The 26,669-nt window shown below is 67.9% G+C and carries 21 protein-coding genes; 10 read left to right on the forward strand and 11 right to left on the reverse strand.

Annotation, left to right across the window (positions count from 1 at the left end; translation table 11 throughout):
• The first annotated feature begins 101 nt into the window (after positions 1–101).
• Positions 102–638: a sterol desaturase family protein gene (locus LQF09_RS09130; protein ID WP_270069754.1), complete on the forward strand. Its 537-nt coding sequence runs from the start codon at positions 102–104 to the stop codon at positions 636–638.
• A 37-nt stretch (positions 639–675) separates the two neighbouring features.
• Here LQF09_RS09130 and gstA read toward each other — a convergent pair whose 3' ends face one another.
• Complete coding sequence (gene gstA / locus LQF09_RS09135; RefSeq protein ID WP_270069755.1) at positions 676–1,281, reverse strand: glutathione transferase GstA; 606 nt, start codon at positions 1,279–1,281, stop codon at positions 676–678.
• A gap of 225 nt (positions 1,282–1,506) precedes the next feature.
• Between gstA and LQF09_RS09140 the strand changes: the two genes are divergently transcribed.
• On the forward strand, positions 1,507–2,949 hold the full coding sequence (locus LQF09_RS09140; protein ID WP_270069756.1) for an MATE family efflux transporter: 1,443 nt from the start codon (positions 1,507–1,509) through the stop codon (positions 2,947–2,949).
• Between the two features lie 17 nt (positions 2,950–2,966).
• On the opposite strand, the gene dtd is transcribed toward LQF09_RS09140, so the two are convergent.
• Both dtd and LQF09_RS09150 read right to left on the reverse strand, forming a co-directional pair.
• On the reverse strand, positions 2,967–3,416 hold the full coding sequence (gene dtd / locus LQF09_RS09145) for a D-aminoacyl-tRNA deacylase (protein ID WP_270069757.1): 450 nt from the start codon (positions 3,414–3,416) through the stop codon (positions 2,967–2,969).
• Between the two features lie 83 nt (positions 3,417–3,499).
• Entirely contained in the window at positions 3,500–4,771 is a 1,272-nt protein-coding gene (locus LQF09_RS09150) for a bifunctional O-acetylhomoserine aminocarboxypropyltransferase/cysteine synthase (RefSeq protein WP_002937206.1), read from the reverse strand.
• A gap of 172 nt (positions 4,772–4,943) precedes the next feature.
• On the opposite strand from LQF09_RS09150, the gene LQF09_RS09155 reads away from it, so the two are divergent.
• Together LQF09_RS09155 and LQF09_RS09160 are read left to right on the forward strand one after the other, a co-directional pair.
• Positions 4,944–6,134: a class I SAM-dependent rRNA methyltransferase gene (locus tag LQF09_RS09155; RefSeq protein WP_002937210.1), complete on the forward strand. Its 1,191-nt coding sequence runs from the start codon at positions 4,944–4,946 to the stop codon at positions 6,132–6,134.
• A gap of 138 nt (positions 6,135–6,272) precedes the next feature.
• Positions 6,273–6,761, forward strand: a complete 489-nt coding sequence (locus LQF09_RS09160; protein WP_002928332.1) for a hypothetical protein — start codon at positions 6,273–6,275, stop codon at positions 6,759–6,761.
• 14 nt (positions 6,762–6,775) lie between these two features.
• Here the strand turns inward: LQF09_RS09160 and LQF09_RS09165 are convergent, their stop codons facing one another.
• Positions 6,776–7,423 (reverse strand): pyridoxamine 5'-phosphate oxidase family protein, encoded by a 648-nt coding sequence (locus LQF09_RS09165; RefSeq protein WP_002928334.1) that lies wholly within the window; start codon positions 7,421–7,423, stop codon positions 6,776–6,778.
• A 93-nt stretch (positions 7,424–7,516) separates the two neighbouring features.
• On the opposite strand from LQF09_RS09165, the gene pdxR reads away from it, so the two are divergent.
• Complete coding sequence (gene pdxR / locus LQF09_RS09170) at positions 7,517–9,004, forward strand: MocR-like pyridoxine biosynthesis transcription factor PdxR (protein ID WP_270069758.1); 1,488 nt, start codon at positions 7,517–7,519, stop codon at positions 9,002–9,004.
• A gap of 34 nt (positions 9,005–9,038) precedes the next feature.
• Here the strand turns inward: pdxR and LQF09_RS09175 are convergent, their stop codons facing one another.
• From LQF09_RS09175 to LQF09_RS09185, 3 genes are all read right to left on the reverse strand, one after another.
• On the reverse strand, positions 9,039–10,136 hold the full coding sequence (locus LQF09_RS09175; RefSeq protein WP_270069759.1) for an NADH:flavin oxidoreductase/NADH oxidase: 1,098 nt from the start codon (positions 10,134–10,136) through the stop codon (positions 9,039–9,041).
• A 54-nt stretch (positions 10,137–10,190) separates the two neighbouring features.
• Positions 10,191–11,348 carry an iron-containing alcohol dehydrogenase gene (locus tag LQF09_RS09180; RefSeq protein WP_270069760.1) on the reverse strand — a complete coding sequence of 386 codons (1,158 nt, stop codon included), beginning with the start codon at positions 11,346–11,348 and terminating at the stop codon, positions 10,191–10,193.
• A 91-nt stretch (positions 11,349–11,439) separates the two neighbouring features.
• Positions 11,440–12,027 (reverse strand): TetR/AcrR family transcriptional regulator, encoded by a 588-nt coding sequence (locus LQF09_RS09185; protein WP_002928341.1) that lies wholly within the window; start codon positions 12,025–12,027, stop codon positions 11,440–11,442.
• 125 nt (positions 12,028–12,152) lie between these two features.
• On the opposite strand from LQF09_RS09185, the gene LQF09_RS09190 reads away from it, so the two are divergent.
• Complete coding sequence (locus LQF09_RS09190; protein ID WP_270069761.1) at positions 12,153–13,331, forward strand: MFS transporter; 1,179 nt, start codon at positions 12,153–12,155, stop codon at positions 13,329–13,331.
• 11 nt (positions 13,332–13,342) lie between these two features.
• Here LQF09_RS09190 and LQF09_RS09195 read toward each other — a convergent pair whose 3' ends face one another.
• Positions 13,343–16,591 (reverse strand): error-prone DNA polymerase, encoded by a 3,249-nt coding sequence (locus tag LQF09_RS09195; RefSeq protein WP_270069762.1) that lies wholly within the window; start codon positions 16,589–16,591, stop codon positions 13,343–13,345.
• A 172-nt stretch (positions 16,592–16,763) separates the two neighbouring features.
• Between LQF09_RS09195 and LQF09_RS09200 the strand changes: the two genes are divergently transcribed.
• The 4 genes from LQF09_RS09200 to gltX all read left to right on the forward strand — a co-directional run bounded on the left by LQF09_RS09200 (position 16,764) and on the right by gltX (position 22,315).
• The gene (locus LQF09_RS09200) at positions 16,764–17,756 is read left to right on the forward strand and encodes an ABC transporter substrate-binding protein (RefSeq protein ID WP_002927800.1); all 993 of its coding nucleotides are present in this window, start codon (positions 16,764–16,766) and stop codon (positions 17,754–17,756) included.
• A gap of 96 nt (positions 17,757–17,852) precedes the next feature.
• Positions 17,853–18,743 (forward strand): ABC transporter permease, encoded by an 891-nt coding sequence (locus tag LQF09_RS09205; RefSeq protein ID WP_002927806.1) that lies wholly within the window; start codon positions 17,853–17,855, stop codon positions 18,741–18,743.
• Position 18,744: 1 nt separating this feature from the next.
• A complete protein-coding gene (locus LQF09_RS09210; protein WP_270069763.1) occupies positions 18,745–19,539 on the forward strand; it encodes an ABC transporter ATP-binding protein in 795 nt (264 codons plus the stop codon).
• 1,363 nt (positions 19,540–20,902) lie between these two features.
• Positions 20,903–22,315, forward strand: a complete 1,413-nt coding sequence (gene gltX, locus LQF09_RS09215; protein WP_270069764.1) for a glutamate--tRNA ligase — start codon at positions 20,903–20,905, stop codon at positions 22,313–22,315.
• A gap of 33 nt (positions 22,316–22,348) precedes the next feature.
• Here gltX and LQF09_RS09220 read toward each other — a convergent pair whose 3' ends face one another.
• The 3 genes from LQF09_RS09220 to LQF09_RS09230 form a co-directional block, all read right to left on the reverse strand.
• Positions 22,349–23,263 (reverse strand): HPP family protein, encoded by a 915-nt coding sequence (locus LQF09_RS09220; RefSeq protein ID WP_002927811.1) that lies wholly within the window; start codon positions 23,261–23,263, stop codon positions 22,349–22,351.
• A 79-nt stretch (positions 23,264–23,342) separates the two neighbouring features.
• Positions 23,343–24,713, reverse strand: a complete 1,371-nt coding sequence (locus LQF09_RS09225; protein ID WP_270069765.1) for a type IV pili methyl-accepting chemotaxis transducer N-terminal domain-containing protein — start codon at positions 24,711–24,713, stop codon at positions 23,343–23,345.
• Positions 24,714–24,917: 204 nt separating this feature from the next.
• On the reverse strand, positions 24,918–26,645 hold the full coding sequence (locus tag LQF09_RS09230) for a nitrite reductase (RefSeq protein ID WP_002927815.1): 1,728 nt from the start codon (positions 26,643–26,645) through the stop codon (positions 24,918–24,920).
• Positions 26,646–26,669 lie beyond the last annotated feature (24 nt).

A 26,669-nucleotide genomic window follows, 5' to 3' on the forward strand; every position in this document is an offset into this window, starting at 1 on the left:
TCAAAGAGTACGAAAATGGTGCGATATAGTCAAGCGCTGCAGTCTATAAAGAAAGGAGTGCGATCCAACCTCATCCTTCTCAAGTGGAGGCCTTGCTGCCGATGCGCCACATCACGCGCTTCGAATGGCCCTATCCCGTCTCACTTGCATTCCCCTTGCTGGGTCTTGCCGGGCTCGTGGTGTGGTGGCCTGTGTCGCTCTGGCGCTGGCCAGCCCTTGTCGGCGCGCTCGCCGGCCTGGCTGGCTGGACCCTGCTCGAGTATGTCCTGCACCGTTTCGTGCTGCATCGCATCGAGCCCTTTCGTACCTGGCATCTGGCCCACCACGCCGACCCATCGGGCCCGATCCGGGTACCGGTCGCCTTCAGCCTGGGGTTGTTGCTGGCGGTCCTGGGGGTGCCTGTGCTGCTGCTCGGGGCGGACGGGATGGCCGGCCCATTGTCCGCGGGGCTACTGTTGGGGCAGGTCGTGCAGGAGAGCGTGCATGTGAGGCTGCATGCACCGGCTGGTGCGGGCGCGGGGCTGGCGCGCCTGTGCGCGCATCACGCCTACCACCATCAGTGCGACGCCGAGCGGGCGTTCGGGACGCTGACCTTGTTCTGGGATCGCTGTCTTGGCACCGCACCGCCCGCACGGTGAGGGAGAAGGCGGCGGGGGGCGGATGCGGTGGCGGGGCTCAGCCGAGGCTTTCGGTCTTCAGCACGGCCTGGACTGCCGGACGCTCGGATACACGTGCCACAAAGGCGCTCAGGTGAGGCCACTGCGCGAGGTCGAGCTGGATATAGCGCGCCCAGCTCAGGACGGTGAACAGATAGGCGTCGGCGACGCTGAAGTCATCGCCCATCAGATACGCCTTGCCGGCCAGTTGGGCGTCGGTGTAGCCCAGCCGGCGTTCGAGGTTGGCGCGTGCCAGCGCCTTCCAGTCGTCCTTTGCGGCCGGGTTGAAGAACGGGCTGAAGGACTTGTGCAGCTCGGTGGCGATGAAGTTGAGCCAGCCCTGCAGCAGATAGCGGGCGATCGTGCCGTTGGCGGGGGCGAGCTTCCTGCCGGGGGCCTGGTCTGCGATGTACTGCAGGATCGCCGGCCCTTCGGTCAGCAGCACGCCATCGTCGAGCAGCAGGGCAGGGACGTAGCCCTTCGGGTTGATGACATTGAAATCTTCGTTCTGGGCCGTGCGCTTGGTCTTGAGGTCGACCGATTCCGTCTCGTAGTCGAGTCCGGACTCTTCAAGGGCGATGTGCGGGCTCAGCGAGCACGCGCCGGGCTTGAAATAGAGCTTCATGGGGGCTGTCTCCACCAGGGGGAAGGAGCTGCCTATTATGCCCTTGCGGGCATTCCCGAGGCACCGGTCGGGGGCTCACCGCCGGTACGTCTGTGCGCTTGAACCTCGAGCCAGTCAGACTGTACCCTGGCCGCCCGCAGTCGCAGTGCCGCGGCTGGCTCAACCCTTGAAAACCTCACACCCCTGGAGCTCCGACATGATCCCTGCGTTACAGCGGGCGGTGGTATGACCTCGCGCGAGACGGCTCCGGAGGCTGAAACGCATAAGCTCCCTGGCGGAGCACCCACGAGCCTGTGGGCCGACCTGCGCGCCGCGCTGCGCGGCACCAACGCCGACTACACGCGCATTCCGCTCAAGCGCGCGGTGTTCCTGCTGGCCGTGCCAATGATGCTGGAGCTGGTGCTCGAGTCGACCTTCGCAGTGGTCGACATCTTCTTCGTCGCCAAGCTCGGCTCGTCCGCGGTGGCGGCCGTCGGCCTGACCGAGACCTATCTGTTCCTGCTCTACTCGATCGCGATGGGGCTGGCGATGGCAGTCACGGCGATCGTCGCGCGGCGGGTCGGCGAGCATCGGGGCGACGAGGCCGCACTGTCGGCGGTGCAGGCCATCGCGGTGGCGGTACTGGTGTCGCTGCCGTTTGCCGTGGTGGGTATCGTCTGGGCGCAGGATCTGCTGCGCTTGATGGGGGCCGACGCCTGGGCCGTCGAGCACGGCTACCGCTACACCCAGTGGATGCTCGGCGGCAACGCGGTGATCATGCTGTTGTTCGTCATCAACGCCATCTTTCGCGGTGCGGGCGATGCAGCGGCGGCGATGCGCGTGCTGTGGGTCGCAAACGCCTTGAACATCGTGCTCGATCCGATCCTGATCTTCGGTCTCGGGCCGATCCCGGCGCTCGGCATAGAGGGCGCGGCGATCGCAACCAACATCGGCCGTGGCGTGGGCGTGCTGATGCAGCTGTGGATCCTTGTGCGCGGCAGCGAACACTTGCGTATCTGCCGAGCCAGCCTGCGCTGGCATGGTGCCACCCTGATGCAGATCGTGCACACCTCACTGGGCGGCATTGGACAGATGATTGTTTCGATGACGGCGTGGATCTTCCTGATGCGCATCCTCGCCAGCGTATCGACAGAAGCGGTTGCCGGGGCGACGATCACGATACGCATCATGATGTTTACGCTGATGCCGGCCTGGGGCATGTCCAATGCTGCGGCCACGCTGGTCGGGCAGAACCTCGGCGCGGGCGAGCCCGAGCGCGCAGAGGCCGCCGTGTGGCGTATCGGCTGGATGAACATGGCCTTCACGCTCGCCGTGTCGGTGGCCTTCTTCTTGCTCCACGACGAACTCGTCGCACTGTTTTCCGATGACCCGCAGGTCATCGCCATCGGTGGCGAGTGGCTGGCCATTCTGGCGTATTCCTACTTCGTCTATGGCTGGTGGATGGTGTCGGTGCAGGCCTTCAACGGCGCGGGCGACACGATGACGCCGACCTGGATCAACCTCGTGTTCTTCTGGCTGATCCAGATCCCGCTCGCCTGGGCGCTAGCACTGCCCCTGGGGTGGGCGCACTCGGGTGTGTTCTGGGGGGTGTTCGTGTCGGAGACCGCGGTCGGGCTGTTTACGCTGTGGCTGTTCAGCCGTGGCCGCTGGAAGACGGCAAAGGTCTGATGATGGGGGGCTGATGATCAGGCGGGCGGCGCAACCCGCAGCGGAATCGTCACCGGCCCGTCGTTGACCAGCTCCACCTTCATGTTGGCGGCGAAGCACCCGGTCTGGACGACGGGATGCGCCGCCTGCGCCCGGGTGACGAAATGTTCGTACAGCGCCTTGCCGGCGTGAGGGGCAGCGGCGTTGGTGAAGCTCGGGCGGTTGCCGCCCGCGGTGTCGGCAGCGAGGGTGAACTGGCTGACGATCAGCAGGCCGCCTTCCACATCCTGCACCGAGCGGTTCATCTTGCCTGCGGCGTCGGAAAAGATGCGCAGCTTCAGCACCTTGGCGAGCAGTTTGTCGGCCTCGGCGGGGGTGTCGCCGCGCTCGGCGCACACCAGCGTGAGCAGGCCTGGGCCGATCTCGCCGATTGTTTCACCGTCGACGATCACGCGCGCTTCGCAGACGCGTTGCAGCACTGCGAGCATTCGGGCTCCTCTACAAATAGGACGCCACCCGGAGGTGGCGTCGAAAGCGATTGCGGCCGTCGCGCTGGCGACGGCAGGTGGGGTCAGACCGCGGCCAGCGCCTGCTCCAGGTCGGCGATGATGTCGTCGATGTGCTCGATGCCGATCGACAGGCGCACCATGTCGGGCGATACGCCGGCCTTGGCCAGTTCCGCCGGCGACAGTTGGCGGTGGGTGGTCGAGGCCGGGTGGCAGGCGAGTGACTTGGCGTCGCCGATGTTGACCAGGCGAGTGATGAGCTTGAGGGCGTCCTGGAAGCGGCCGCCGGCTTCGAGCCCGCCCTTCACGCCAAACGACAGGATGCCCGAGGCGCGGCCACCCATGTACTTCTGCACCAGGCCGTGGTCGGCGTGGTCGGCCAGGCCTGCATAGTTCACCCAGTCGACCTTGGCGTGCTTCTTCAGGTACTCGGCCACCTTGATGGTGTTGGTGCAGATGCGGTCCATGCGCAGTGCCAGCGTTTCGATGCCCTGCAGGATCAGGAAGCTGTTGAACGGCGAGATCGCCGCGCCGGTATTGCGCAGCGGCACGACGCGCGCACGGCCGATGAAGGCCGCTGCGCCGAGCGCTTCGGTATAGACCACGCCGTGGTAGGACACGTCCGGCTCGTTCAGGCGCTTGAAGCGCGCCTTGTGCTCTGCCCACGGGAACTTGCCCGAATCGACGATGATGCCGCCGATCGAGTTGCCGTGGCCGCCAAGGTACTTGGTGAGTGCGTGTACCACGATGTCGGCACCGTGCTCGAAGGGACGGCACAGGTAGGGCGAAGGCACGGTGTTGTCGACGATCAGCGGCACGCCGGCCTTGTGGGCGATCTCGGCCAGGCGGCCGATGTCGGTGACGTTGCCCAGCGGGTTGCCGACCGATTCGCAAAAGATCGCCTTGGTGCGCTCATCGATCAGCGCAGCGAAGCTCTCTGGGTCGCGGTAGTCGGCGAAACGCACCTGGATGCCGAACTGCGGCAGGGTGTGGGCGAACAGGTTGTAGGTGCCGCCGTACAGCGTCGACGCCGAAACGATGTTGTCACCGGCTTCGGCGATGGTCTGGATCGCGTAGGTGATCGCCGACATGCCCGAGGCCACGGCCAGCGCGCCGATGCCGCCTTCCAGTTCGGCGACGCGCTGTTCGAGCACCGCGGTGGTCGGGTTCATGATGCGGGTGTAGATGTTGCCCTGCACCTTGAGGTCGAAGAGATCCGCGCCGTGCTGGGTGTCGTCGAAGGCGTACGAGGTGGTCTGGTAGATCGGCACCGCGACGGCCTTGGTGGTGGGGTCGGGCGAGTAGCCGCCATGCACGGCAATGGTTTCGAGCTTCATGTGTCAGGTCTCCCCTACGGTGAAAGTGCCGGGGAGTATAGCCATCGCATGGGGGATATCGAAATAGCGGAACAATCCAGGGCGCTGCCTCAAGCGTGCGCTCGCTATGGGCCAATGCCGCATGACCCGGTACACTCCGCGGCCTGACTTACGCGATATCACCCGGAACCCCATGGCCCAACTCATCCTCAAGCCCGGCAAGGAACGCTCGCTGTTCCGCCGCCACCCCTGGATCTTCGCCGGGTCGGTCGACCGTCTCGACGGCCGCGCGCGGCCGGGCGACACGGTGACGGTGGTGACGGCCGAGGGCAAGGCGCTGGCGCGCGCGGCGTGGTCGCCCGAATCGCAGATCCGCGCGCGGGTGTGGAGCTTCGAGGCCGAGGCGGCGATCGACCATGCCTTCTTCAAGCGTGCGGTAGCGGCTTCGGTCGCGCGCCGCTCCGCGATTCCCGCGCTGAAGGGGCAGGAAGGCGTGCGCCTGATCCATGGCGAATCCGACGGCCTGCCCGGGGTGATCGCCGACCGCTACGGCAATGTCGTGGTGCTGCAGCTCACCAGCGCAGGCGCGGACAAATGGCGCGAGGCCATTGTCGCCGGGCTGGTGCAGGCCACCGGCTGTGCGGCGATCTACGAGCGCTCGGACTCCGAAGTGCGCGGCCTGGAGGGCCTCGAACCGCGTACCGGCTGCGTGCATGGCGAACTTCCGGCGGGCGGGCTGACCATCGTCGAGAACGGGGTGCGCATGGAGGTGGACGTGGAAGGCGGCCACAAGACCGGCTTCTACCTCGACCAGCGCGACAACCGCCTGCTGACCGGCCAACTCGCCGCCGGGCGCGAGGTGCTCAACTGCTTCTGCTACACCGGCGGCTTCTCGCTGCAGGCGCTGGCCGGCGGGGCGAAGTCGGTGTTGTCGATCGACTCCTCGGGGCCGGCGCTGGCGTCGGCGCAACGCAACCTCGCGCTCAACCCGCAGCTCGATGCCAGCCGTGCCGAATGGCACGAGGCCGACGTGTTCAAGGCGCTGCGCGCGCTCAAGGACGAAGGCCGCAGGTTCGACCTGATCGTCCTCGATCCGCCCAAGTTCGCGCCTTCGGCCGCACACGCCGAGCGTGCTGCGCGTGCCTACAAGGACATCAACCTGTTCGGTTTCCGCCTGCTCAACCCGGGCGGCATCCTGATGACCTACTCCTGCTCGGGCGGTATCGGCCAGGAACTGTTCCAGAAGATCGTCGCAGGCGCGGCCAACGATGCCGGTGTCGATGCGCGCATCATCTACCGCCTGGCAGCCGCACCCGACCATCCAATTGGGCTGGCCGTGCCCGAAGGCGAGTACCTGAAGGGGCTCGCCTGCCAGGTCGGCTGAGCCGGCGCTTTGGCGCAAAGGTTGAGGCGGCATCAGGCGGCAAGGACGTCGGCGCGCATTGACTTGGTCGTGTCCGATCGTCCGCCCTCAGGCATCATGGCGCCCCTCACTCCCCGATAACCGGAAACAAGGCTCCGCATGTACCCCATTCACGATACCGACGCCCAGCTGCTGCTGGCCACCTTCATGGCTTCGAAGAGGCGGCCAGCGGCGCTGGCGGAGATCGTGGCTGCCGCCGAGTTCATGGGCTGCCCCGTGACCGCACCCAGAGCATGGGCGAGTGCATTCGAGCAACTCTCCACGCATGGCCTGCTGGTGGCTGCGGGCGACGGCTACGCCCTTGCGCCGGCCGCTCAGGAGATGGCATCCGGTCTGCCGAAGAAGGCGGAGAGCGATGAGCGTGTCTTTCTCGTGCGCGAGAGACTGTCTGCCTACAAGGCACCTGCCGCGAGCGCGGCCGTCGTCGTCAGCGAGGCGCAGTTCGAGGCCGCCCTTGCGGCGCATGCCGCGCTCGCACAGCAGGGTGGCAAGAACCTGCTGATGCCCAAGCCCAAGCGCGATGACGACGACCGCCCGCGCCGTCCGCAAGGCCGTCGTCCCTTTGGTGGCCCCCGCCGTCGCGCCTGACACCGCGCCTGCATTCAGCCGAAGCGGGTCGCCGGCACGCGCTCGCCGACGCTGTCGGCCTCCGTCAGCGGCTCGCCAGTTGCCGTGCGGAGCGGGATCACGCCTGCCCACACCGGCCAGTCGAGATCTTCCGCATCGTCCTTGACGCCCCAGTCGCGCACCTTGGCCGAGGCCTCGGCTAGCGCGATCCGCAGCAGGCCGGTGGCGTTGAGCTCCTTGTCGGAGATCGGGCGCAGCGTGTCCCAGCGGCCGGGGTAGAAGCCTTCGATGAAGGCGCGCAGGCTGCCGAGTTTGTGTGCGGGGTCGGTCACCAGTTCGAAACGGCCATAGATGACCACCGAGCGGTAGTTCATCGAGTGATGCATCGCCGAACGCGCCAGTACCAGCCCGTCGGCCAGTGCGATCGTCACACAGGCCTCGCCTGCGGTCAGCGCCTTCAGCATGCGCGAGGCCTTGGCGCCGTGGATGTAGAGATGATCGCCCTCGCGCCAGTGGATTGTGGGGATCGCATGCACGACGCCGTCGATCTGGAAGGCGACGGTACAGATCATGGCCGCGTCGACGATGGCGGCGACCGTGCTCGCATCGTAGTGCGCGCGCTCGGGCAGGCGGCGGATGCGGGCACGGGAGGATGGGGCGGCGGCTGAGGCGGATTGGGGCATGGCAAGGTGCTCGCAGTGGTTTCGATGGCGCCATCCTAGGGTATCGGTGGTACCTTGCGTGGTGCCACAACGACCACTCTCAATGGAGCCACGATGGAGTTCGACTGGCTGCTGGCCCTGCTCTCGCCCGAGACCGTGCCTGGGACCACGCCCGGTGAGGGAGGTGGCGCGGGCGCCGAGGCCATCCCGCGCCAGCGCATGCTCTATCTGCGTTTGCGCGAGGCTGTGCTGGCGGGGCGGCTTCCCGCCGGGACGCGCCTGCCAGCCAGCCGAAGCCTGGCGGCGACGCTGGGTATTGCGCGCAACACGGTGCTGTTTGCCTACGAGCAGCTGGTTGCCGAGGGCTGTCTGGTCGCCGACCGTCAGGGCACCCGCGTGGCGCCGCTGCCGGCGCCGTGCGCGGCGCGACCGGCTGCAGTGGCGGCCACGAACGCGCCAGGGCTTGCCGAACGGGCCGCGCTGGCGGTGCGGCGCGAACCCGCGCGTGATGCCGAGGCGTTACCGTTCTCGCCCGGAGTGCCGGATTTCGGCGCCTTCCCGTTCCGCAGCTGGCGCGCCTGCCTGGAGCGTGCGTGGCGCGATGCCGGCTGGCGCCAGCTGGGCTATGCCGCACATGGCGGTGATGCGCTGCTGCGAGAGGCACTGGCGGGCCATCTCACCAGCGTACGAGGCTTGGCCGTGGCAGCCGGTCAGATCGTCGTCACCAGCGGCACGCAGGCTGCGCTCGATCTCTGCGCGCGCTTGCTGGCCGATCATGGCGACACGGCGTGGGCCGAAAACCCGGGCTATCTCGCTGCCCGCGTAGCCTTCGGGCTGGCCGGGCTGCGGGTGCATGACGTTCCCGTCGATGCGCAGGGAATGGCCCCGGACGAGGACGACTGGGGCCGCCATCGGCCGCGTCTGATCATGGTGACGCCCTCGCACCAGTATCCCAGCGGCCGCGTAATGCCGTTGTCGCGCCGCCTGGCATTGATCGAGCGTGCCCGCGAAGCCGGGGCGTGGATCATCGAGGACGACTACGACAGCGAGTTCCGCCGCGCCGGCCCGGCGCCGCCCGCGCTGTTCGGCCTGCAGCCCGATGCACCGGTCGTCTACGCCGGCACCTTCAGCAAGACGCTGTATCCCGGCCTTCGCCTGGGCTACCTGGTGCTGCCGCAAACCATCGCGGCCGACTTCGTTCATGCCGCAGCGCTGGCCACGCGCGCGGGGCAGGGCATCGAGCAGCGTGCGCTGGCCGACTTCATCCAGCGCGGCCACTATACAACCCACCTGCGCCGTATGCGTGCGCGCTACAACGGCCGGCAGGCGGCGCTGCGCTCGGCCATGCAGCAAGTCTTCGGACAGGACGTTGAGCTGTCCGGAGGAGAAGCCGGGCTGCATCTGGTGATGCGCCTGCCCGACGCTGTTGCCGACGGGGCGGTGGCGCAACGCGCCGCCGTGCTGGGCCTGGGCGTGAGGGCGCTGTCCGCCTACGCCAGGCCACCCGTGCGCTGCAACGGGCTGGTGCTGGGCTACGGCAACCTGGATGAGGACAACGTCGCCGAGGCCGTACGCCGCCTGGCGCTGGCGGTCGGCGGCTGAGCGCCTCGCCGCCGACCGTGGGCTATCCCGTGGCTCAGCGGGTGCCGTAACGCTCCAGCCAATGCGCGTACGGTGCAGGCAGCACCCAGGTGGGGCGGTCGATCTTCAATGCGCGCGCGGCCTGCATCGGCCAGTGCGGATTGGCGAGATGGGCACGGCCGACCATGACGAGGTCGAGCTGGCCCCTGGAGACCGTACCATCGGCGATCTGCGGATCGTCGATGCCCCATGCCGCGGCGACGGGCAGGCCTGCCTCGGCGCGAACACGGCCGGCGATGGGGGCGAGGAAGGCCGGGCCCCAGGGGATGTTGGCCTGCAGGGTCGAGAAGCCGACGCTGACGCTCAGCAGGTCGAGCCCGCCCTGCCTGAAATTGCGTGCGAGCTCGATCGACTCCGCCAGCGTTTCCTCGTCGCGGCCGTCGTATTCGATGACGCCGAAGCGCGCGGTCAGCGGCAGGTGCTCGGGCCACACCTCGCGCACGGCGGCGAGCGTCTCGAGCAGGAAGCGGCCGCGGTTAACCGCGTTGCCGCCGTAGGCGTCGTCGCGCTGGTTCGCATGTACCGAGAAGAAGCTCTGGCCGAGGTAGCCGTGGGCGAAGTGCAGTTCCAGCCATTCGAAGCCGGCGTCGCGTGCGCGGCGGGCGGCAGCGACAAAGTCGGCGCGCACGCGGGCGATGTCGTCCAGCGTCATCGCCTTGGGCGCTTTCGGCAGGTGGGCGCCGAAGGCAAGGGCCGAGGGCGAGATTGTCGCCCAGCCGCGCGGGTCGCCCTCGGCAATGTGGTCGTCGCCCTCCCACGGGCGGTTGGCGCTGGCCTTGCGGCCGGCGTGGCCGATCTGGATGCCGGCTACGGCGCCGGCCGCCTTGATGGACGCGGCGATGGGGGCGAGCGCCGCGGCCTGGGTGTCGTTCCACAGACCCAGGCAGCCAGGCGTGATCCGGCCCTCCGGCGAGACGGCGGTGGCCTCGACGATGACGAGACCGGCGCCGCCGCGTGCGAGCGACGGGTAATGCACCGCATGCCAATCATTGACGACGCCATCTGTGGCCATGTACTGGCACATCGGCGGAATGGCGATGCGGTTGCGCAGGGTGACGTCCTTGAGCCTGAAGGGCTGGAACAGTGCGGTCATGCGTGATCCTCTCCTGGGGTTCTTGTGTGAGTCGTATGGGGCTGGGGGCAGTGCTTAGAAGCAGGCCTCGAGGATGCGGCGGCTGGCGGCGAGGTCGATGTCGCGATGTTCGCCGAGTGCGGTCATGCCGTGGGCTTCGAGCTGGGCGACGATGCGGTCGACCGCGTCGGCGCCGATGCCGTAGGCGGACAGGCGGGTGTTGACGCCGAGCGATTCGAAGAAGGCACGCGTGCGGGCGATGGCGGCGTCGATGCGCTCGTCCTCGCTGCCGGCGTGGATGTCCCACACGCGCGCGGCAAACTGCAGTAGCTTGGCGCGCTTGGCTTCGCGACGCAGATGGAGCAGGCGGGGCAGCACGACGGCCAGGGTCTGAGCGTGGTCGAGGCCGTACAGCGCGGTGATCTCGTGGCCGATCATATGGGTCGCCCAGTCCTGCGGCACGCCGGCGCCGATCAGGCCGTTGAGGGCCTGGGTGGCGGCCCACATCAGGTTGGCGCGCACATCGTAGTCTTCGGGCGTGGCCAGTGCCTGCGGGCCGACTTCGACCAGCGTCTGCAGCAGGCTTTCGGCGTAGCGGTCCTGCACAGGGGCGTTGACCGGGTAGGTCATGTACTGCTCCATCACATGCACGAAGGCATCGACCGCGCCATTGGCGATCTGACGCGGGGGCAGGGTGAAGGTCTTGACCGGGTCGAGCACCGAGAAGCGCGGGAACACCAGCGGGCTGCCGAAGCCGAGCTTCGCCTGCAGCGATTTGCGGGTGACGACCGAGAAGCAGTTCATCTCCGAGCCGGTGGCGGGCAGGGTCAGCACGCAGCCCAAGGGCAGCGCCTGGGTGAGGTGCTTGGCGCGCGTTTCCAGAATCTCCCAGGGCTCGTTCGGGTAGTTGACTGCAGCGGCGACGAACTTGGTACCGTCGATGACCGAGCCGCCGCCGACCGCGAGCAGGAAGTCCAGCTTGTCGCGGCGGACCTGCTCGACCGCAGCCATCAGGGTTTCGTAGGACGGGTTGGGTTCGATGCCGCCGAAGCGCTGCACGGTGCGCGCGCCCAGCGCGGCTTCGACCTCTGCGAGGGTGCCGTTGCGTTCGGCGCTGCCACCGCCGTACAGCACCAGCACGCGGGCGTCGGCGGGGACGAGCTCATCGATGTGCGCGATGCTGTCCTTGCCGAAGACGATGCGGGTAGGGTTGTAGTAGTCGAAGTTCAGCATGTGGGCTCCTGTTGCCGCCTTGGGTGTGGCCTCATGTGCGGCCTTTGAGAGGTAGGAATTAGACTGGTCGTCTAGAGTTCAGGCAAAATGATCAGGGTTCGAGCAGGCCTTGGGTGGCCGCCCAGGCGTGTTCGAGCGGGCTTTCGTCGCGGTGCAGTTTGGCGAGCAGGCTGGCACCGAGCCAGAGCTGGTACAGCATGCGAGCCGTGGCCAGCGGATCGAGCGCCGGCAGCGAGCCGTCGGCGACGCCGCTCGACACGCAGCCAGCGAGGCGGCCGATGATGCGGTCGGTGCCGTCGCGCAGCGTGAGTCGCATCGCTTCCGACAGGTCCGCCACCTCGGCGCCGAGCTTGACCACGAGACATTTCTGTTCGTCGCAGTTCTCCTGCCCCTGCGTACTGCGCCACTGGCCGAAATAGCGCAGGAGTCGTGTCTTGCCGTCCAGCCCGGGCATGCCGAGCAGGGTGTCGAGTTGGCCCAGGTAGTTGTCGAAGTAGTCCTGCAGCAAGGCCTGGCCGAAGGCCTCCTTCGACTTGAAGTAGTGATAGAACGAGCCCTTGGGCACGTCCGAGGCCTGCAGCAGCTCTGCAAGGCCGACGCACGAGAAGCCCTTGGCCGCAATGATGCGGTTGCCGGTATCGAGGATGTGCTGACGGGTATCGGTGTGGCGCGAACTCATGGAGGCGGATCATACGTGCTACTAGACCGGTCGTCTAGATCTGGCCGAGTTGGCACGCTGAGGCACGACGTCCGTCGCATTAAGCGATACAGTTCCATTCCCAATCAGAAAACAAGAAATTGCTCATGAAGAAGAACCTCTGGCTGCTGGCCATCGCCCAGGGCCTGTTCCTGACCAACAACGTGGTCTTCATCGCCATCAACGGCCTGGTGGGCTTGTCGCTGGCGCCGGTGGCCTGGATGGCGACTCTGCCAGTCATGGGCTACGTGGTTGGCGGCGCGCTGTCGACCGGCCTGGTGGCCCGTACCCAGCGGCGCTGGGGGCGGCAGGTGTCCTTCCAACTGGGCCTGGCGGTAGCCTTCGTGACCGCGCTGCTGTGCGCCTTTGCGCTGTCGATCGGCAGCTTCTGGCTGCTGGTGGCAGGCACGCTGGTGGCGGGCTACTACAGCGCGAACGGTCAGCTCTACCGTTTTGCTGCGGCTGAACTGGCGCCGGCCTCGTTCCGCGAGAAGGCGGTGTCGCTGGTGCTGGCGGGCGGCCTGATCGGGGCGGTGATCGGCCCCAACCTGGCCAACTACACCCGCGAGTCGATGGGCGCCCCTTTCCTGGGCTCCTACCTCGCGCTTGCCGTGGTGGCGCTGGTCTCCATGGCGGTCATGCGCGGCATCGCGTTTCCGCCCGAGCCGGCGCGCAAGGCGGGTGCAGACGGCGGCCGCCCGCTCGCCGAGATCATGCGCCAGCCGGTGTTCGTCGTGTCCACGATGGGGGCGGCGCTGGGCTATGGGGTGATGAACCTGCTGATGGCGGCGACGCCGCTGGCGATGGACGTGTGCGGCATGCCGTTCTCGGATGCTGCGCTGGTGCTGGAGTGGCACGTGATCGGCATGTTCGCCCCCGGTTTCTTCACCGGGCACCTCATCAAGCGCTTCGGCGTGCTGCAGATCATGGGCGTGGGGGTTGCGCTCAACTTCGCCTGCATCTTCGTAGCGCTGTCGGGGCAGGGCCTGCACCAGTTCCTGATCGGCCTGTTCCTGCTCGGCGTGGGCTGGAACTTCCTGTTCACCGGCAGCACCACGCTGGCGATGCAGGCCTACCGGCCGGAAGAGAAGGACAAGGCACAGGCGGCGATCAACTTTGCGGTGTTCGCAGTCATGGCGCTGACCTCGTTCGCCTCAGGCGCCCTGGTCACGACCCAGGGCTGGGCGCTGCTCAACCTCGGTTCGCTGATCCCGGTAGGGCTGACGGGCGCGGCCCTGGTGTGGCTGGCGCTGCGCCAGCGGCGCGAGGCGGCGCAGGCGTCCTGATTGCGGCGCACTCAATGAAAGTCGCGGCTGCGGGCTGCGAGCGTGCCGAGCAGGGCGGAGTGGTCCACCACCCGGCTTGCCACCAGGTGCACGACGCGTCCCTGGCGGCTGACCTGGCCGAACACGCCCATCAGCTGCGCGCCGAGCAGGATGCGGCGCTGCAACTCGAACAACTCGGGGCGCACGATGACGTTGGTGAGCCCGGTTTCGTCCTCCAGGGTGACGAACAGCGTCCCCTTGGCGGTGCCCGGACGCTGGCGGCAGGTGACCAGGCCCGCGCCGCGGGCCAGCATGCGGTCGGGCGCAGTTGCGATATCGGCGGCAGTGAGAAAGCGCAGCCGGGCGAGCTGCTTGCGAACGAAGGACAAGGGGTGGCGGCCGAGGGTGAAGCCCAGGCGCGCATAGTCGGCGAGCAGGTCTTCGGCTTCATCCGGGGCGGCGAGTTCGGCGGCTGCATCTCCGCCCGGTGCCGCGGCCAGCAGGCCGGGTAGCGGCGGCGCGCCACTCGCCTGCCACAGTGCCTGGCGGCGGTGGCCGGCGAGGCTGGCGAGCGCGCCGGCGCCCGCCAGGCTGCGCAGCGTGCCGCCGTCGAGCCCGGTGCGCAGCGCGAGGTCCTGCGTATCGGCAAAGCGGCGTTCGTGGCGCGCTGCCACGATGCGGGTGGCCGCATCCCGGCCCAGGCCATGGATCATGCGCAGCCCAAGGCGCACGGCCGCTTGTGCAGCAGCTTGAGCGGCATCGGCTGTGTCCGTGCTGGCGGGCGGGACGGCTTCGAGCGTGCAGTCCCAGTCGCTGGCGCATACATCGGCCGTGCGCACCTCGACGCCATGCCGGCGTGCGTCCTGGATGAGCTGCGAGGGGGAATAGAAACCCATCGGCTGGCTGTTGAGCAGGGCGGCCAGGAAGGCGGCGGGCTCGAAGCACTTCATCCACGCCGAGGCGTACACCAGCAGCGCGAAGCTGGCAGCGTGCGACTCGGGAAAGCCGTAGCTGCCGAAGCCTTCGATCTGCTGACACAGGCGTTGGGCAAAGTCGGCGTCGTAGCCGTTTTTCGCCAGCCCGGCGAGGAGCTGTTCGCGATAGCGCTCGAGTTCGCCCTTGCGCCGCCAGGCGCCCATCGCTCGGCGCAGCTGGTCAGCCTCGCCGCCGGTGAAGCCGGCGGCCACCACCGCCAGCTGCATCACCTGTTCCTGGAAGATCGGCACCCCGAGCGTGCGCGCCAGTACGCCGCGGATCTCCGGGCGCAGCCCGTCCATGGGGTCCTCGCCGCGCGCGTCGCGTTCGCGCGCGTGCAGGTAGGGATGGACCATGCCGCCCTGGATCGGGCCGGGGCGCACGATGGCGACCTCCACCACCAGGTCGTAGAAGCGGCGTGGCCTCAAGCGCGGCAGCATGGTCATCTGCGCGCGCGACTCGACCTGGAACACGCCGATCGAGTCGGCGCGCGACAGCATCGCGTACACCGCGGGCTGCTCGCGCGGGATGCTCGCCAGCGTCAGTGCCTGCCCGCGCCAGGCCGACACCAGGGCCAGGCCGCGGCGCAGTGCGGACAGCATGCCGAGCGCGAGCACGTCGATCTTCATCAGGCCGACGGCGTCGAGGTCGTCCTTGTCCCACTGGATCACGGTGCGTTCTGGCATGGCGGCATTCTCGACCGGCACCAGTTCGTCGAGCCGGCCGCGGGCGATGACGAAACCGCCGACATGCTGCGACAGATGGCGCGGAAAGCCGATGAGTTCCTCGGTGAGTGCGACCAGGCGCCGGGTGACCGGACTGGTGGGGTCGAAGCCCGCTTCCTGCAGGCGCTCGGGCAGGATGCGACGGCCGTCGAACCAGTGGTGCTCGCGCGTAAGGCGCTCGATCTGCGCCTCGTCCAGGCCGAGGGCACGGCCGACGTCGCGCAGGGCGCTGCGCGCCCGGTAGCTGATTACGGTGGCAGCCAGCGCTGCGCGTTCGCGGCCGTACTTGCGGTAGATGTACTGGATGACCTCCTCGCGGCGGTCGTGCTCGAAATCGACGTCGATGTCGGGTGGTTCGTTGCGCTCGCGCGAGATGAAGCGCTCGACCAGCATGATGCCCAATGTCGGATCGACCTCGGTGATGCCCAGTGCCCAGCACACCACCGAATTCGCCGCCGAGCCGCGGCCCTGGCACAGGATGCCCACGCTGCGGGCGAAGCGGACGATGTCATGCACGGTGAGGAAGTAGGGCTCGTAGCCGAGCTCGACGATGAGGGCGAGCTCGTACTCGATCTGCCGGCGCACCTGGGGTGGGGCAGGGTCATCGGCAGCGGCGGGCGGCAGCTCGCCCGCCGCGGGTTCGGCGGCGGCGTGGCCGGCCTGTCCGCGGTAGCGCCAGCACAGCCCGCCTTCCACCAGCCGACGCAGCCAGCTCGCCGGAGTCTCGCCTGCGGGGACGAGCTCGGCCGGGTACTCGTAGCGCAGTTCGTCGAGGCTGAAGCTGCAGCGTGCGGCGACCGCGAGGGTCTCGGCGAGCAGAGCGGGGGGGTAGCGGCGGGCGAGGGTGTCGCGATCGTGCAGGCGCAGCTCCGCATTGGGGGCGAGTGCGAGTCCGGCCTCGGCGACGCTGCAGTGCAGGCGCAGCGCGGTCATCACGTCGGCCAGTGGACGGCGCGCGGCGTCGTGCATGAGTGCGGCGCTGGCGGCGACCGCGGACACCCCGGTGGTGCGAGCGATGCGGCGCAGCAGGGTGATGCGGGCGCGGTCGCGGCCATCGAGCCGCACCGTCACCGTCAGCCAGCTGCGGCCGGGATAGCAGCGCGCCAGCCACGCGGCATCGGCCGCCAGTGCCGTGCTGGCAGCGTCAACGCCGGTGCGGGGCGGAAATGCCGCCGGCGCGACCAGCAGCGCCAGGCAGTCGGTCTGCAGCCCCTCGCGGCAGGCAGCCTCGACCATGTTGCGGGTGAGGTGGTAGCGCCCCTTGTCTGCTGCGCGCCGGGCCTGGGTGATGAGGCGAGACAGCTGGCCATAGCCGGCGCGCGTGGCGGCCAGCAGCACGATGCAGGGGCCGTCGGCAAGTTGAAGCTCGCTGCCGATGATCAGCTGCGGCCGTGCGTCGGCAGGCAGGGCTTGCAGCGCACGGTGGGCACGTACCACGCCCGCGAGCGAGCATTCGTCGGTGAGGGCGATGGCGGTGTAGCCGAAGGCCGCCGCCTGCGCCACGAGCTCCTCGGGGTGCGAGGCGCCGCGCTGGAAGCTGAAATTGCTGAGGCAGTGGAGTTCGGCATGTTGCGGAGTCACAGGTTGACTGTAAAAAAATACAGCTTCAGGCGCAAGCGCGCGCCCTGCACCCAGGGCGTCGTCCGCTGGCAGCCTCGTCTTTGCTGTCGCGGAAACCGGGCGGGCCCGGTACACTCACGCGCTTTGGCCGGCGCTGTCGCAGGCCGAGTCTGCAGATCATTTTCGGGCCGATATGGCCAGCAAGGAGTTTTCGATGCGCTTCGAGATGACCCGCGCCGCACTGTTCGGCGCCCTGGCACTGGCATTTGCGCTGGGCACGCCAGCCCATGCGCAGCAGAAGTCGGTGGCCATCACCGCCATCGTCGAGCATCCGGCGCTCGACGCCGTGCGCGATGGCGTCAAGCAAGGCTTGGCCGAGGCGGGTTTCGAAGAGGGCAAGAACCTCAAGTGGCAGTACCAGAGCGCGCAGGGCAACACCGGCACGGCGGCGCAGATCGCGCGCAAGTTCATCGGTGACCGCGTCGACGTCATCGTCGCCATCGCCACGCCTTCGGCCCAGGCCGTGGCTGCGGCAACGCGCAACATCCCGCTGGTGTATTCCGCAGTGACCGACCCGGTCGCCGCCAAGCTGGTGCCGTCGCTGGCCGCATCGGGCACCAACGTCACGGGCGTGTCCGATGCGCTCGAGCTGGACAAGCAGATCGAGCTGATCAAGCGCGTGACGCCCGAGGCCAAGCGTGTCGGCATGGTCTTCAACCCGGGCGAGGCCAACTCGGTGGTGGTGCTCGAGCGCATGCGCGAACTGCTGCCCAAGTACGGCATGAGCCTGGTCGAGGCCGCCGCGCCGCGTTCGGTTGACGTCGGCTCTGCCGCGCGCAGCCTGATCGGCAAGGTCGATGTGTTCTACACCAGCACCGACAACAACGTGGTGTCGGCCTATGAGGCCCTGGTCAAGGTCGGCATGGATGCCGGCATCCCGCTGGTGGCTGCAGACACCGACAGCGTCAAGCGTGGCGCCGTCGCCGCCTATGGCATGGACTACAAGGCGCTCGGCGTGCAGACCGGCCACATGGTGGCGCGCATCCTCAAGGGCGAGAAGCCGGGCGACATCGCCTCGGAAACCAGCAACAGGCTCGACCTCCATGTGAGCCCGGCCGCCGCCCGTCGCCAGGGCATCACGCTGTCGGAGGCGCTCATCAAGGACGCCGCCCAGGTCGTCGAGTAAGCGGCTGCAAGCCCGGTACGCGACTGCCGCGGTGCAGTCGCCCCGGGTGTTCGCGGCGGGGTTTCCTCGTCGCCCATCCTCAAACGGTTATTTCCCATGTCGCTCTACACCTTGCTCGGGGCACTGGAGATCGGCCTGATCTTCAGCCTGGTCGCGCTGGGCGTGTACATTTCCTTCCGCCTGTTGCGCTTCCCTGACCTTACCGTCGATGGCAGCTTCCCGCTCGGCGGCGCCGTTGCCGCGACCATGATCGCAGCCGGCCAGGACCCCTTTACCGCCACCATTGCCGCCACGCTGGCAGGTGCCGCGGCTGGCATGATCACCGGCTGGCTCAATGTGCGCCTCAAGATCATGGATCTGCTCGCCAGCATCCTGATGATGATCGCGCTCTACTCGATCAACCTGCGCATCATGGGCAAGCCCAATGTGCCCTTGATCATGGAGCCGACGGTATTCAACCTGCTCCAGCCCGAGGCGCTGGTGGACTACGTGTTCCGCCCGCTGCTGCTGGTGCTGATCGTGATCGTCGTGAAGCTGGGGCTCGATGCCTACTTTTCCACCCAGACCGGGCTGGCCATCCGCGCCACCGGTTCCAACGCGCGCATGGCGCGCGCGCAGGGCGTCAACACCGGGCTGGCGGTGCTCGCCGGCATGGCACTGTCGAACGCGCTCGTCGGCCTGGCCGGGGCGCTGTTCGCGCAGACCCAGGGCGGGGCCGACATCTCGATGGGCGTGGGCACCATCGTCATCGGCCTGGCGGCGGTGATCGTGGGCGAGAGCCTGCTGCCTTCGCGCAAGCTTTACCTGGCGACGATCGCGGTCATCGTCGGCGCCATCGTGTATCGCTTCTTCATCGCGGTCGCGCTCAACTCCGACTTCATCGGCCTGCAGGCGCAGGACCTCAACCTCGTCACCGCGTTGCTCGTCACCGTCGCGCTCGTGGTGCCCAGGCTGCGTGCCCACTGGTCCGGCAGGAAGGGAGGCTGACATGCTCAACGTTCAGGATCTGCGCCTGACCTTCAACCCCGGTACGCCGATCGAGACCCAGGCCCTGCGCGGCATGTCGCTCGAGATCCCGACCGGGCAGTTCGTCACCGTCATCGGCTCCAACGGCGCCGGCAAGTCGACCTTCCTCAACGCCGTCTCCGGCGAGCAGAAGGTCGACAGTGGCAGGATCGAGATCGACGGCATCGACATGACCCGGCAGCCGGTGTGGGCGCGGGCGCGCCACGTCGCCCGCGTGTTTCAGGATCCGCTCGCGGGCACCTGCGAGGACCTGACCATCGAGGAGAACATGGCGCTCGCCAGCATGCGCGGCGAGCGTCGCGGCTTCTCGTTTGCCGTCAAGCCGGCGCTGCGCGAGGAGTTTCGCGCTCAGCTCTCGACCCTTGGCCTCGGCCTGGAGAACCGCCTGTCCGATCGCATCGGCCTGCTCTCCGGCGGCCAGCGCCAGGCAGTGAGCCTGCTGATGGCGGCGCTGCGGCCGTCGCGCCTGCTGCTGCTCGACGAGCACACCGCAGCGCTCGATCCGCGCACCGCGGCCTTCGTGCTCGAGCTCACCGTGCGCATCGTCGCCGAGCACAAGCTCACCACGATGATGGTCACGCACTCCATGCGCCAGGCGCTCGACGTCGGCCAGCGCACGGTGATGCTGCATCAGGGCAGGGTAGTGCTCGACGTGGCGGGCGAGGAGCGCGAGGGCCTCGACGTGCATCACCTGCTGGCGATGTTCGAGAAGGTGCGCGGCGAGGAAATCGACGACGACAAGCTGTTGCTGAGCTGAACGCCTGCACGGATGCCGATGCCCGAAAGGCTCGCGACTTGCGTCGCGCCTACGGCACCCCGTGGCGCGTATCGCCCCCGCGTGGGAGCGGCGCGAGCCGCGAGGGGTTGAGGGCGATGGGACTCGGGGCCGGCCGCGAAAGGCTCGCGACTTGCGTCGCGCCTACGGCACCCCGCGGCGCGTATCGCCCCCGCGTGGGCGCGGCGCGAGCCGCGAGGGGTTGAGGGCGATGGGACTCGGGGGCGGCCGCGAAAGGCTCGCGACTTGCGTCGCGCCTACGGCACCCCGCGGCGCGCATCGCCCCCGCGTGGGCGCGGCGCGAGCCGCGAGGGGTTGAAGGCGATGGGGCTTGGGGGCGGCCGCGAACAGCTCGCGACTTGCGTCGCTCCTACGGCACCCCGCGGCGCGTATCGCCCCCGCGTGGGAGCGGCGCGAGCCGCGAGGGGTTGAAGGCGATGGGGCTTGGGGGCGGCCGCGAACAGCTCGCGACTTGCGTCGCTCCTACGGCACCCCGCGGCGCGTATCGCCCCCGCGTGGGAGCGGCGCGAGCCGCGAGGGGTTGAGGGCGATGGGACTCGGGGGCGGCCGCGAACAGCTCGCGACTTGCGTCGCGCCTACGGCACCCCGTGGCGCGTATCGCCCCCGCGTGGGAGCGGCGCGAGCCGCGAGGGGTTGAAGGCGATGGGACTCGGGGCCGGCCGCGAAAGGCTCGCGACTTGCGTCGCGCCTACGGCACCCCGCGGCGCGTATCGCCCCCGCGTGGGAGCGGCGCGAGCCGCGAGGGGTTGAGGGCGATGGGACTCGGGGGCGGCCGCGAACAGCTCGCGACTTGCGTCGCGCCTACGGCACCCCGTGGCGCGTATCGCCCCCGCGTGGGAGCGGCGCGAGCCGCGAGGGGTTGAAGGCGATGGGACTCGGGGCCGGCCGCGAAAGGCTCGCGACTTGCGTCGCGCCTACGGCACCCCGCGGCGCGCATCGCCCCCGCGTGGGCGCGGCGCGAGCCGCGAGGGGTTGAGGGCGATGGGACTCGGGGGCGGCCGCGAACAGCTCGCGACTTGCGTCGCGCCTACGGCACCCCGCGGCGCGTATCGCCCCCGCGTGGGAGCGGCGCGAGCCGCGAGGGGTTGAAGGCGATGGGGCTTGAGGGCGGCCGCGAAAGGCTCGCGACTTGCGTCGCGCCTACGGCACCCCGCGGCGCGCATCGCTCCCGCGTGGGAGCGGCGCGAGCCGCGAGGGGTTGAAGGCGATGGGGCTTGGGGGCGGCCGCGAACAGCTCGCGACTTGCGTCGCGCCTACGGCACCCCGCGGCGCGGCAATCGCTTAGAATCCGCGCTTCGCTCAAGCATCCAGTTTCCTTTTCGCCATGTCCCAAGCCATTGCCTCCCGTCCTGTCCGCACCCGCTTCGCACCCAGCCCGACTGGCTACCTGCACATTGGTGGCGCGCGTACCGCGCTGTTCTCCTGGGCTTTTGCCCGTCGCCATGGCGGAACCTTCGTCCTCCGCATCGAGGACACCGACGTTGCCCGCTCGACGCTGGAGGCGGTGCAGGCCATCCTCGACGGCATGGACTGGCTGGGCCTGGCGCATGACGAAGGTCCGTTCTATCAGATGCAGCGCATGGACCGGTACAAGGAGGTCATCGGCCAGATGCTGGCCGCCGGCACCGCCTACCACTGCTACATGTCGTCCGAGGAACTCGACGCTATCCGCGAGGCGCAGCGCGCCCGCGGCGAGAAGCCGCGCTATGACGGGCGCTGGCGCCCCGAGGCGGGCAAGGCCCTGGCGCAGCCGCCCGAAGGCGTGCAGCCGGTGGTGCGCTTCCGCAATCCGACCGATGGCGTGGTGGCGTGGGACGATCTCGTCAAGGGGCGCATCGAGATCGCCAACGCCGAGATGGACGACTTCATCATCGCGCGTGCCGACGGCACGCCGACCTACAACTTCTGCGTGGTGGTGGACGACTGGGACATGGGCATCACCCATGTCATCCGTGGCGACGACCATGTGAACAACACCCCGCGCCAGATCAACGTGCTGCGCGCGCTCGGCGCCGAGGTGCCGCTCTACGCCCACCTGTCGATGATCCTGGGCGACGATGGCACCAAGCTCTCCAAGCGCCACGGTGCGGTGAGCGTGATGCAGTATGACGACGACGGCTACCTGCCCGAAGCCGTGATCAACTATCTGGCGCGCCTGGGCTGGAGCCATGGTGACGACGAGGTCTTCAGCCGTGATCAGTTCGTCGAATGGTTCGATCTCGACCATATCACCCCCTCGGCGGCGCAGTTCAACACCGAGAAGCTGAACTGGCTCAACGCGCAGTACATCAAGAAGGCGGATGACGGCTTTCTCGCTGCCGAAGTTGCCAACCGCCTCGCTCGTCGCGGTGTCAATCCCGAGACCGGGGTGGCGCTCGAGGCCGTGGTGGCGCTGTACAAGGACCGTGTCGCCAATCTCAACGAACTGGCGGACTCGGCCGAGCTGTTCGTGGCCGATGTTCATCCTGCACCCGAGGTGATCGGGCAGCACCTGACCGACGCTGCGCGTGCTGCGCTGGTCAGCCTGCGTGCCCGCCTTGCCGGCACCGACTGGAACAAGGCTGCGCTGTCGCAGGCGATCAAGGACACGATGGCCGAGCATGGCCTGAAGATGCCGCAGGTGGCCATTCCGCTGCGGGTGGCCGTGCTGGGCGTGCCGCAGACGCCGTCGATCGATGCGGTGCTCGAAGTGCTTGGCCGCGAGCGCGTGCTGGCGCGCCTGGACCGCCATCTGTGACCGAGGCTTTCCGCGGCGGTTGAGCGTCGCGCTTCAGCGCTGCTGGCGGCGGGGGCGAAACTCGCTGCCGACCCAGCGCGCGAACTCGATTCTGGTGCAGCGGCCGGTACGATCCAGGCCGCGTCCGGCGACGACCCGATAGATGACGATGTCTTCGTCCGGGTTTGCCGAGCGGTGCTCGTCGATGATCTGGCGCACGGACCATTGTTGTCCCGGGCGGTCGTTGCAGTAGAAGTGACCGGCCTTCACCTGGGGCAGTCTGCTGTCGGCGCTGGATTGCGCGATTGCGAGCGCGCGGTGGACGACCTGGCGAAGTTCGTCCGTGCCGACGTCCAGCACGACATTGAGCTCGTCCATTGCCTTGCGTACATGTTCGTCGCCGGGCAGTGGGTAGCCGCCACCGCCACGCCCAGGGGGCAGCGGTGCGTAGTGGGTGAGGCTGGCCGGATAGCGCCGCCAGGGGAAGGGATAGTTGAAGAGGATGGCGGTTGCGCCCAGGATCAGGCAGTTCAGGCCGACCGGATAGAGGGCATAGGCAAAGCCGAGGTCGTGGATCGCCGGGCCGCCGACGACCGCAGCCAGTGCGGTCGCACCGCCGGGCGGATGTATGCAGCGTGCCAGGTGCATGACACCGATCGCGCCGCCCACCGCTGCTGCGCCGGCCAGCGTCGGGTCGGGGATGATGAGCTGGCTGAGCACGCCGACCAGTGCCGACAGCATGTTTCCGGCCAGCAGGGGCCAGGGCTGCGCGAACTGGCTGTGCGGCGCGGCGAACACGATCACCGCAGCAGCGCCGAGCGAGGGCACCACGAACACGGCCGCCTCGCTGCCCACCATGCCCTGCGTGAGCGCGACCACGATCGCGATTCCGAGCAGGCCTCCGAGACTTGCCACCCAGGGCTCGCCGCCATGCTGGCTGCTGTGTGGAATGCCTGCGAGCTCGTGCATGCGCTCGCGTATGGCGGTCAGTCTTCGTGTCGATGACATTGCTGCTTGGTGGTGTCGGTGATCGGTTTTTCGCCCGGTTCTACTTCGTCAGGCGTTCGTACAGCTTGACTGCCGTGTCCACGTAGCGCAGCAGGCGGTCGCCCTCGGCCAGCAGCAGGCGCGCGTGGCGGTTCCTGTTCATCCGCGAGGGGTCGGGCGCGAGCGCGGCGCTGAAACGCTCCCACTGCTGCGCGACCTCGTCGAGCTGGGCGATGAGCTCCGGCAGCCGGCGACTGCCTTGGCGCAATTCGTCGAGGTTGGCGTCGAACTCGACGATCGATGCGCTGATCTGGTCGTCGATCTCCTCCTGCGTGTCGACCAGTTCGCGGAACAGGAACAGCTTGCCGATGCGCTGCGACAGCATGCGGTTCCTTCCCGCAACGTTCACATAGCGTGCGTCGGGCGTACCGGCGCACTGCGCAGCCACGCTGGTGAGGTGGTCCGCGACGTTGAGCACTGCTTCGCTGAGGCGGAACAGCTTCAAGCGGTCCTGGGCGGTGGCTGCAGTCGATAACAGGGCTTGGCGATAGGCCGGCCAGGTGCGCAGGACAGCCGCCAGAGGCTCCTCCAACGCCGCTTCCAGTGGCAGTTTGCGCAGACGAGCCAAGGTGCGTTCGAACTCGCCGTCGAACTGGCGCAGGCGGATCCGGGCATCAGCGGGTGCGATCTCCCACACCAGCCGGGCCGAGGCGATGGCCAGCTGCTGCGAAAGGAAGCGAAGGCGACCGCAGAGGTTGATCAGCGCTCCGGGCGGGAGACCGTTACGCATGTCCGTGGCCGTGCGCCGTGTCTTGCGCGCAAAGCTCAGGCGATGGCCGGCGTCACCGAGCCCGGTATCGAGCAAGGCCGCATGCTGGATGTGGAAATTGCGCTTGTCGACCACGAGCACCCCCTGGTCGATCAACTGGCGCAGGCTGCGCGAGAAGGCCTCTGGCGTGAGTCCCACCTGAGATGCGATCACCTTCTTGGTGGCATTCAGCGTGACGGTGCTTTCTCCTGCCAGCCTGCCCGGCTCGCCGGCTTGCTCGAGAAGGTAGTCGAGGATGCGCTGGGCGCCAGTGGTGCTGCGATGATGCCCCCGGCTGTCGGTTTCCGTTGCCGACAGGCGACGCGCGAGCGCTTCGATGATCGATGCGCTCAAGGCCGGTTCGGCGCTGATCATCGGCCGCAGCACGCGCATGTCGATCGCAACGAGAATGCAGCGGCTGCTGCTTTCGCACGAGGAGCGGTAGTGCGTTGCGCTGAAGGTCTCACCGAGGTTGAGCAACTGAGGGCCCTGGACGACTTCGATGGCCCGCCGGCCACCATCCTCGAGTGGCTGGAAGCGCACCACGCTGCCGCTGCACAACAGCCAGGCGTCGCGCACGGGCTCGCCGCTGCGATACAGGCTTGCGTGGCTGGAGAGTTCCACGAGGCGCCCTGCGCGCTCGAGTTCTTCGAGGCGTTGGGGTGACAGTCCAAAAAAGATGGCACAGCGGGACAGGAAGTCCCGTTGTGCCCAAGTACCGCGTCGTAACCGTGTGTTCAAGTGATTCAGGCCTTTTGTCCGTTGTCCGACCGGCGGTGCCGGCACCAGAGGCCGGTCGGACATCGTGCCCTCCGGGTAGCCTCGATATTAATAGACGTCGTGCTGGGTGTTATAGACGTTGAACTTGCCGGTGGGCGTGATCAGGCGCGGGTCGCGGATCACGGCCTTGAGCTTGCGCGTCCGGTCATCGACCACGACGATGGCCGATTCCTGGTCCGCACCGTTCCACACCGAGAACCAGACCTCGTCGCCCGCCTTGTTGTACTCGGGCTGAACGACGCGCTTGGGGCCGGCCTTGATGCCCGACCAGTCGCCGATCGGGATCAGCTCGTAGCCCTTGTCGATGTTGTCGATGTCCCATACCGCAACCGCCTGGCTGATCTTCTCGTCGGGGTTGAGCGTGGTGTCTACCCACAGATTCTTGGAGGTGGGGTGCGTCTTCAGGAACAGTGAGCCGCCGCCCAGGCCCTTGAGCGTGCGCACGACCTTCCAGGCGTTGTCCGGGTGCTTTTCGGGGTCGGTGCCGATCAACGAGATGGTTTCATCGCCGAGGTGGCCGGTCGCCCACACCGGGCCGTACTTGGGATCGAGGAAGTTGGCACCGCGGCCCGGGTGCGGCACCTTGCCCACGTCCACCAGTTTCTCGAGCTTGCCTTCCTTGGTGTCGATGACGGCGATCTTGTCCGAGGCGTTGGCCGCGTCCATGAAGTAGCGATGCGAGGACTCGAAGCCGCCGTCATGGAGGAAGGGCGCGGCCTCGATCATCTTGATGCTCAGGTTCTCGAGGTCGCGATAGTCCACCGAGTACACCATGCCGGTTTCCTTCACATTGACGAAGAACTCCGGGTTGAAGTGCGAGGAGATGATGGCGGCCACGCGCGGTTCGGGGTGGTAGTCCTGGGTGCCGACCACCATGCCGCGGGTCGACACGATCTTGCGCGGTTGCAGGGTGTCGCCGTCCATGATCACGAACTGGGGCGGCCAGTAGGTCCCGGCGATGGCGTACTTGTCCTCCCAGCCCTTGGCCTTGGAGCTCTCGACCGAGCGTGCCTCGAGGCCGACCTTGATCTCGGCGACAGTCTCGGGCTTCTCCATCCACAGGTCGATCAGGTTGATCTTGGCGTCGCGGCCGATCACGAACAGGTAGCGGCCCGACGCCGACATGCGCGAGATATGCACCGCGTATCCGGTCTCGATGATGCTCACGATCTGCTTGCTGTCGCCGTCGATGAGGGCGATCTTGCCGTCATCGCGCAGCGTCACCGAGAACAGGTTCTCGAGCTTGAGGTCGTTCATTTTCTTCGTGGGGCGCTTCTCCACCGGGATCACGACCTTCCACGAGGCTTCCATTTCCTTGAGGCCGAACTCGGGCGGGGCGGGCGGCGTCTGCTGGATGTAGCGTGCCATCAGGTCGACTTCGTCGTCGGTGAGCACGCCCGAAGTGCCCCAGTTGGGCATGCCGCCCGGCGAGCCGTACTTGATGAAGACCTTGAGGTAGTCGAGTCCCTTCTCGAGGGTAAGGTCAGGCGTCAGCGCCTTGCCGGTGGCACCCTTGCGCAGCACGCCGTGGCAGCCGGCGCAGCGTTCGAAGAAGATGCGGCTGGCTTTGTCGAACTCAGGCTCCGACATGCGCGGTGCGAGCGGGTTGATGTCATGGTGCATCGGCACCTCGGCCAAGGGCGAGGCTGCAGCCTGATATTCCTTCATTGCTGCGTCACTATGGCCGGCCGGAGCCTCGGCGAAGGCCGCCTGGCAGGCCAGAGCCAGGGCCGAGATTGCAATGGCGCGAAGATGCTTGGAACTTCCTACGATCATGATGTGCTCACCCCTGTGAAAGTT

It is taken from the genome of Thauera sp. WB-2 (genome assembly GCF_027594845.1).
GTDB classification, from domain to species: domain Bacteria; phylum Pseudomonadota; class Gammaproteobacteria; order Burkholderiales; family Rhodocyclaceae; genus Thauera; species Thauera mechernichensis.

What these genes read in the sequence shown, in the direction of transcription:
- LQF09_RS09200 (WP_002927800.1), top strand. Translation starts at nt 16,764, where the DNA reads ATGGCCAGCAAGGAGTTTTCGATGCGCTTCGAGATGACCCGCGCCGCA.
- gstA (WP_270069755.1), bottom strand. Translation starts at nt 1,281, where the DNA reads ATGAAGCTCTATTTCAAGCCCGGCGCGTGCTCGCTGAGCCCGCACATC.
- LQF09_RS09210 (WP_270069763.1), top strand. Translation starts at nt 18,745, where the DNA reads ATGCTCAACGTTCAGGATCTGCGCCTGACCTTCAACCCCGGTACGCCG.
- LQF09_RS09230 (WP_002927815.1), bottom strand. Translation starts at nt 26,645, where the DNA reads ATGATCGTAGGAAGTTCCAAGCATCTTCGCGCCATTGCAATCTCGGCC.
- LQF09_RS09205 (WP_002927806.1), top strand. Translation starts at nt 17,853, where the DNA reads ATGTCGCTCTACACCTTGCTCGGGGCACTGGAGATCGGCCTGATCTTC.
- pdxR (WP_270069758.1), top strand. Translation starts at nt 7,517, where the DNA reads ATGGAGTTCGACTGGCTGCTGGCCCTGCTCTCGCCCGAGACCGTGCCT.
- LQF09_RS09165 (WP_002928334.1), bottom strand. Translation starts at nt 7,423, where the DNA reads ATGCCCCAATCCGCCTCAGCCGCCGCCCCATCCTCCCGTGCCCGCATC.
- LQF09_RS09155 (WP_002937210.1), top strand. Translation starts at nt 4,944, where the DNA reads ATGGCCCAACTCATCCTCAAGCCCGGCAAGGAACGCTCGCTGTTCCGC.
- LQF09_RS09220 (WP_002927811.1), bottom strand. Translation starts at nt 23,263, where the DNA reads ATGCACGAGCTCGCAGGCATTCCACACAGCAGCCAGCATGGCGGCGAG.
- LQF09_RS09160 (WP_002928332.1), top strand. Translation starts at nt 6,273, where the DNA reads ATGTACCCCATTCACGATACCGACGCCCAGCTGCTGCTGGCCACCTTC.
- LQF09_RS09185 (WP_002928341.1), bottom strand. Translation starts at nt 12,027, where the DNA reads ATGAGTTCGCGCCACACCGATACCCGTCAGCACATCCTCGATACCGGC.
- LQF09_RS09175 (WP_270069759.1), bottom strand. Translation starts at nt 10,136, where the DNA reads ATGACCGCACTGTTCCAGCCCTTCAGGCTCAAGGACGTCACCCTGCGC.
- dtd (WP_270069757.1), bottom strand. Translation starts at nt 3,416, where the DNA reads ATGCTCGCAGTGCTGCAACGCGTCTGCGAAGCGCGCGTGATCGTCGAC.
- LQF09_RS09130 (WP_270069754.1), top strand. Translation starts at nt 102, where the DNA reads ATGCGCCACATCACGCGCTTCGAATGGCCCTATCCCGTCTCACTTGCA.
- gltX (WP_270069764.1), top strand. Translation starts at nt 20,903, where the DNA reads ATGTCCCAAGCCATTGCCTCCCGTCCTGTCCGCACCCGCTTCGCACCC.
- LQF09_RS09190 (WP_270069761.1), top strand. Translation starts at nt 12,153, where the DNA reads ATGAAGAAGAACCTCTGGCTGCTGGCCATCGCCCAGGGCCTGTTCCTG.
- LQF09_RS09140 (WP_270069756.1), top strand. Translation starts at nt 1,507, where the DNA reads ATGACCTCGCGCGAGACGGCTCCGGAGGCTGAAACGCATAAGCTCCCT.
- LQF09_RS09180 (WP_270069760.1), bottom strand. Translation starts at nt 11,348, where the DNA reads ATGCTGAACTTCGACTACTACAACCCTACCCGCATCGTCTTCGGCAAG.
- LQF09_RS09150 (WP_002937206.1), bottom strand. Translation starts at nt 4,771, where the DNA reads ATGAAGCTCGAAACCATTGCCGTGCATGGCGGCTACTCGCCCGACCCC.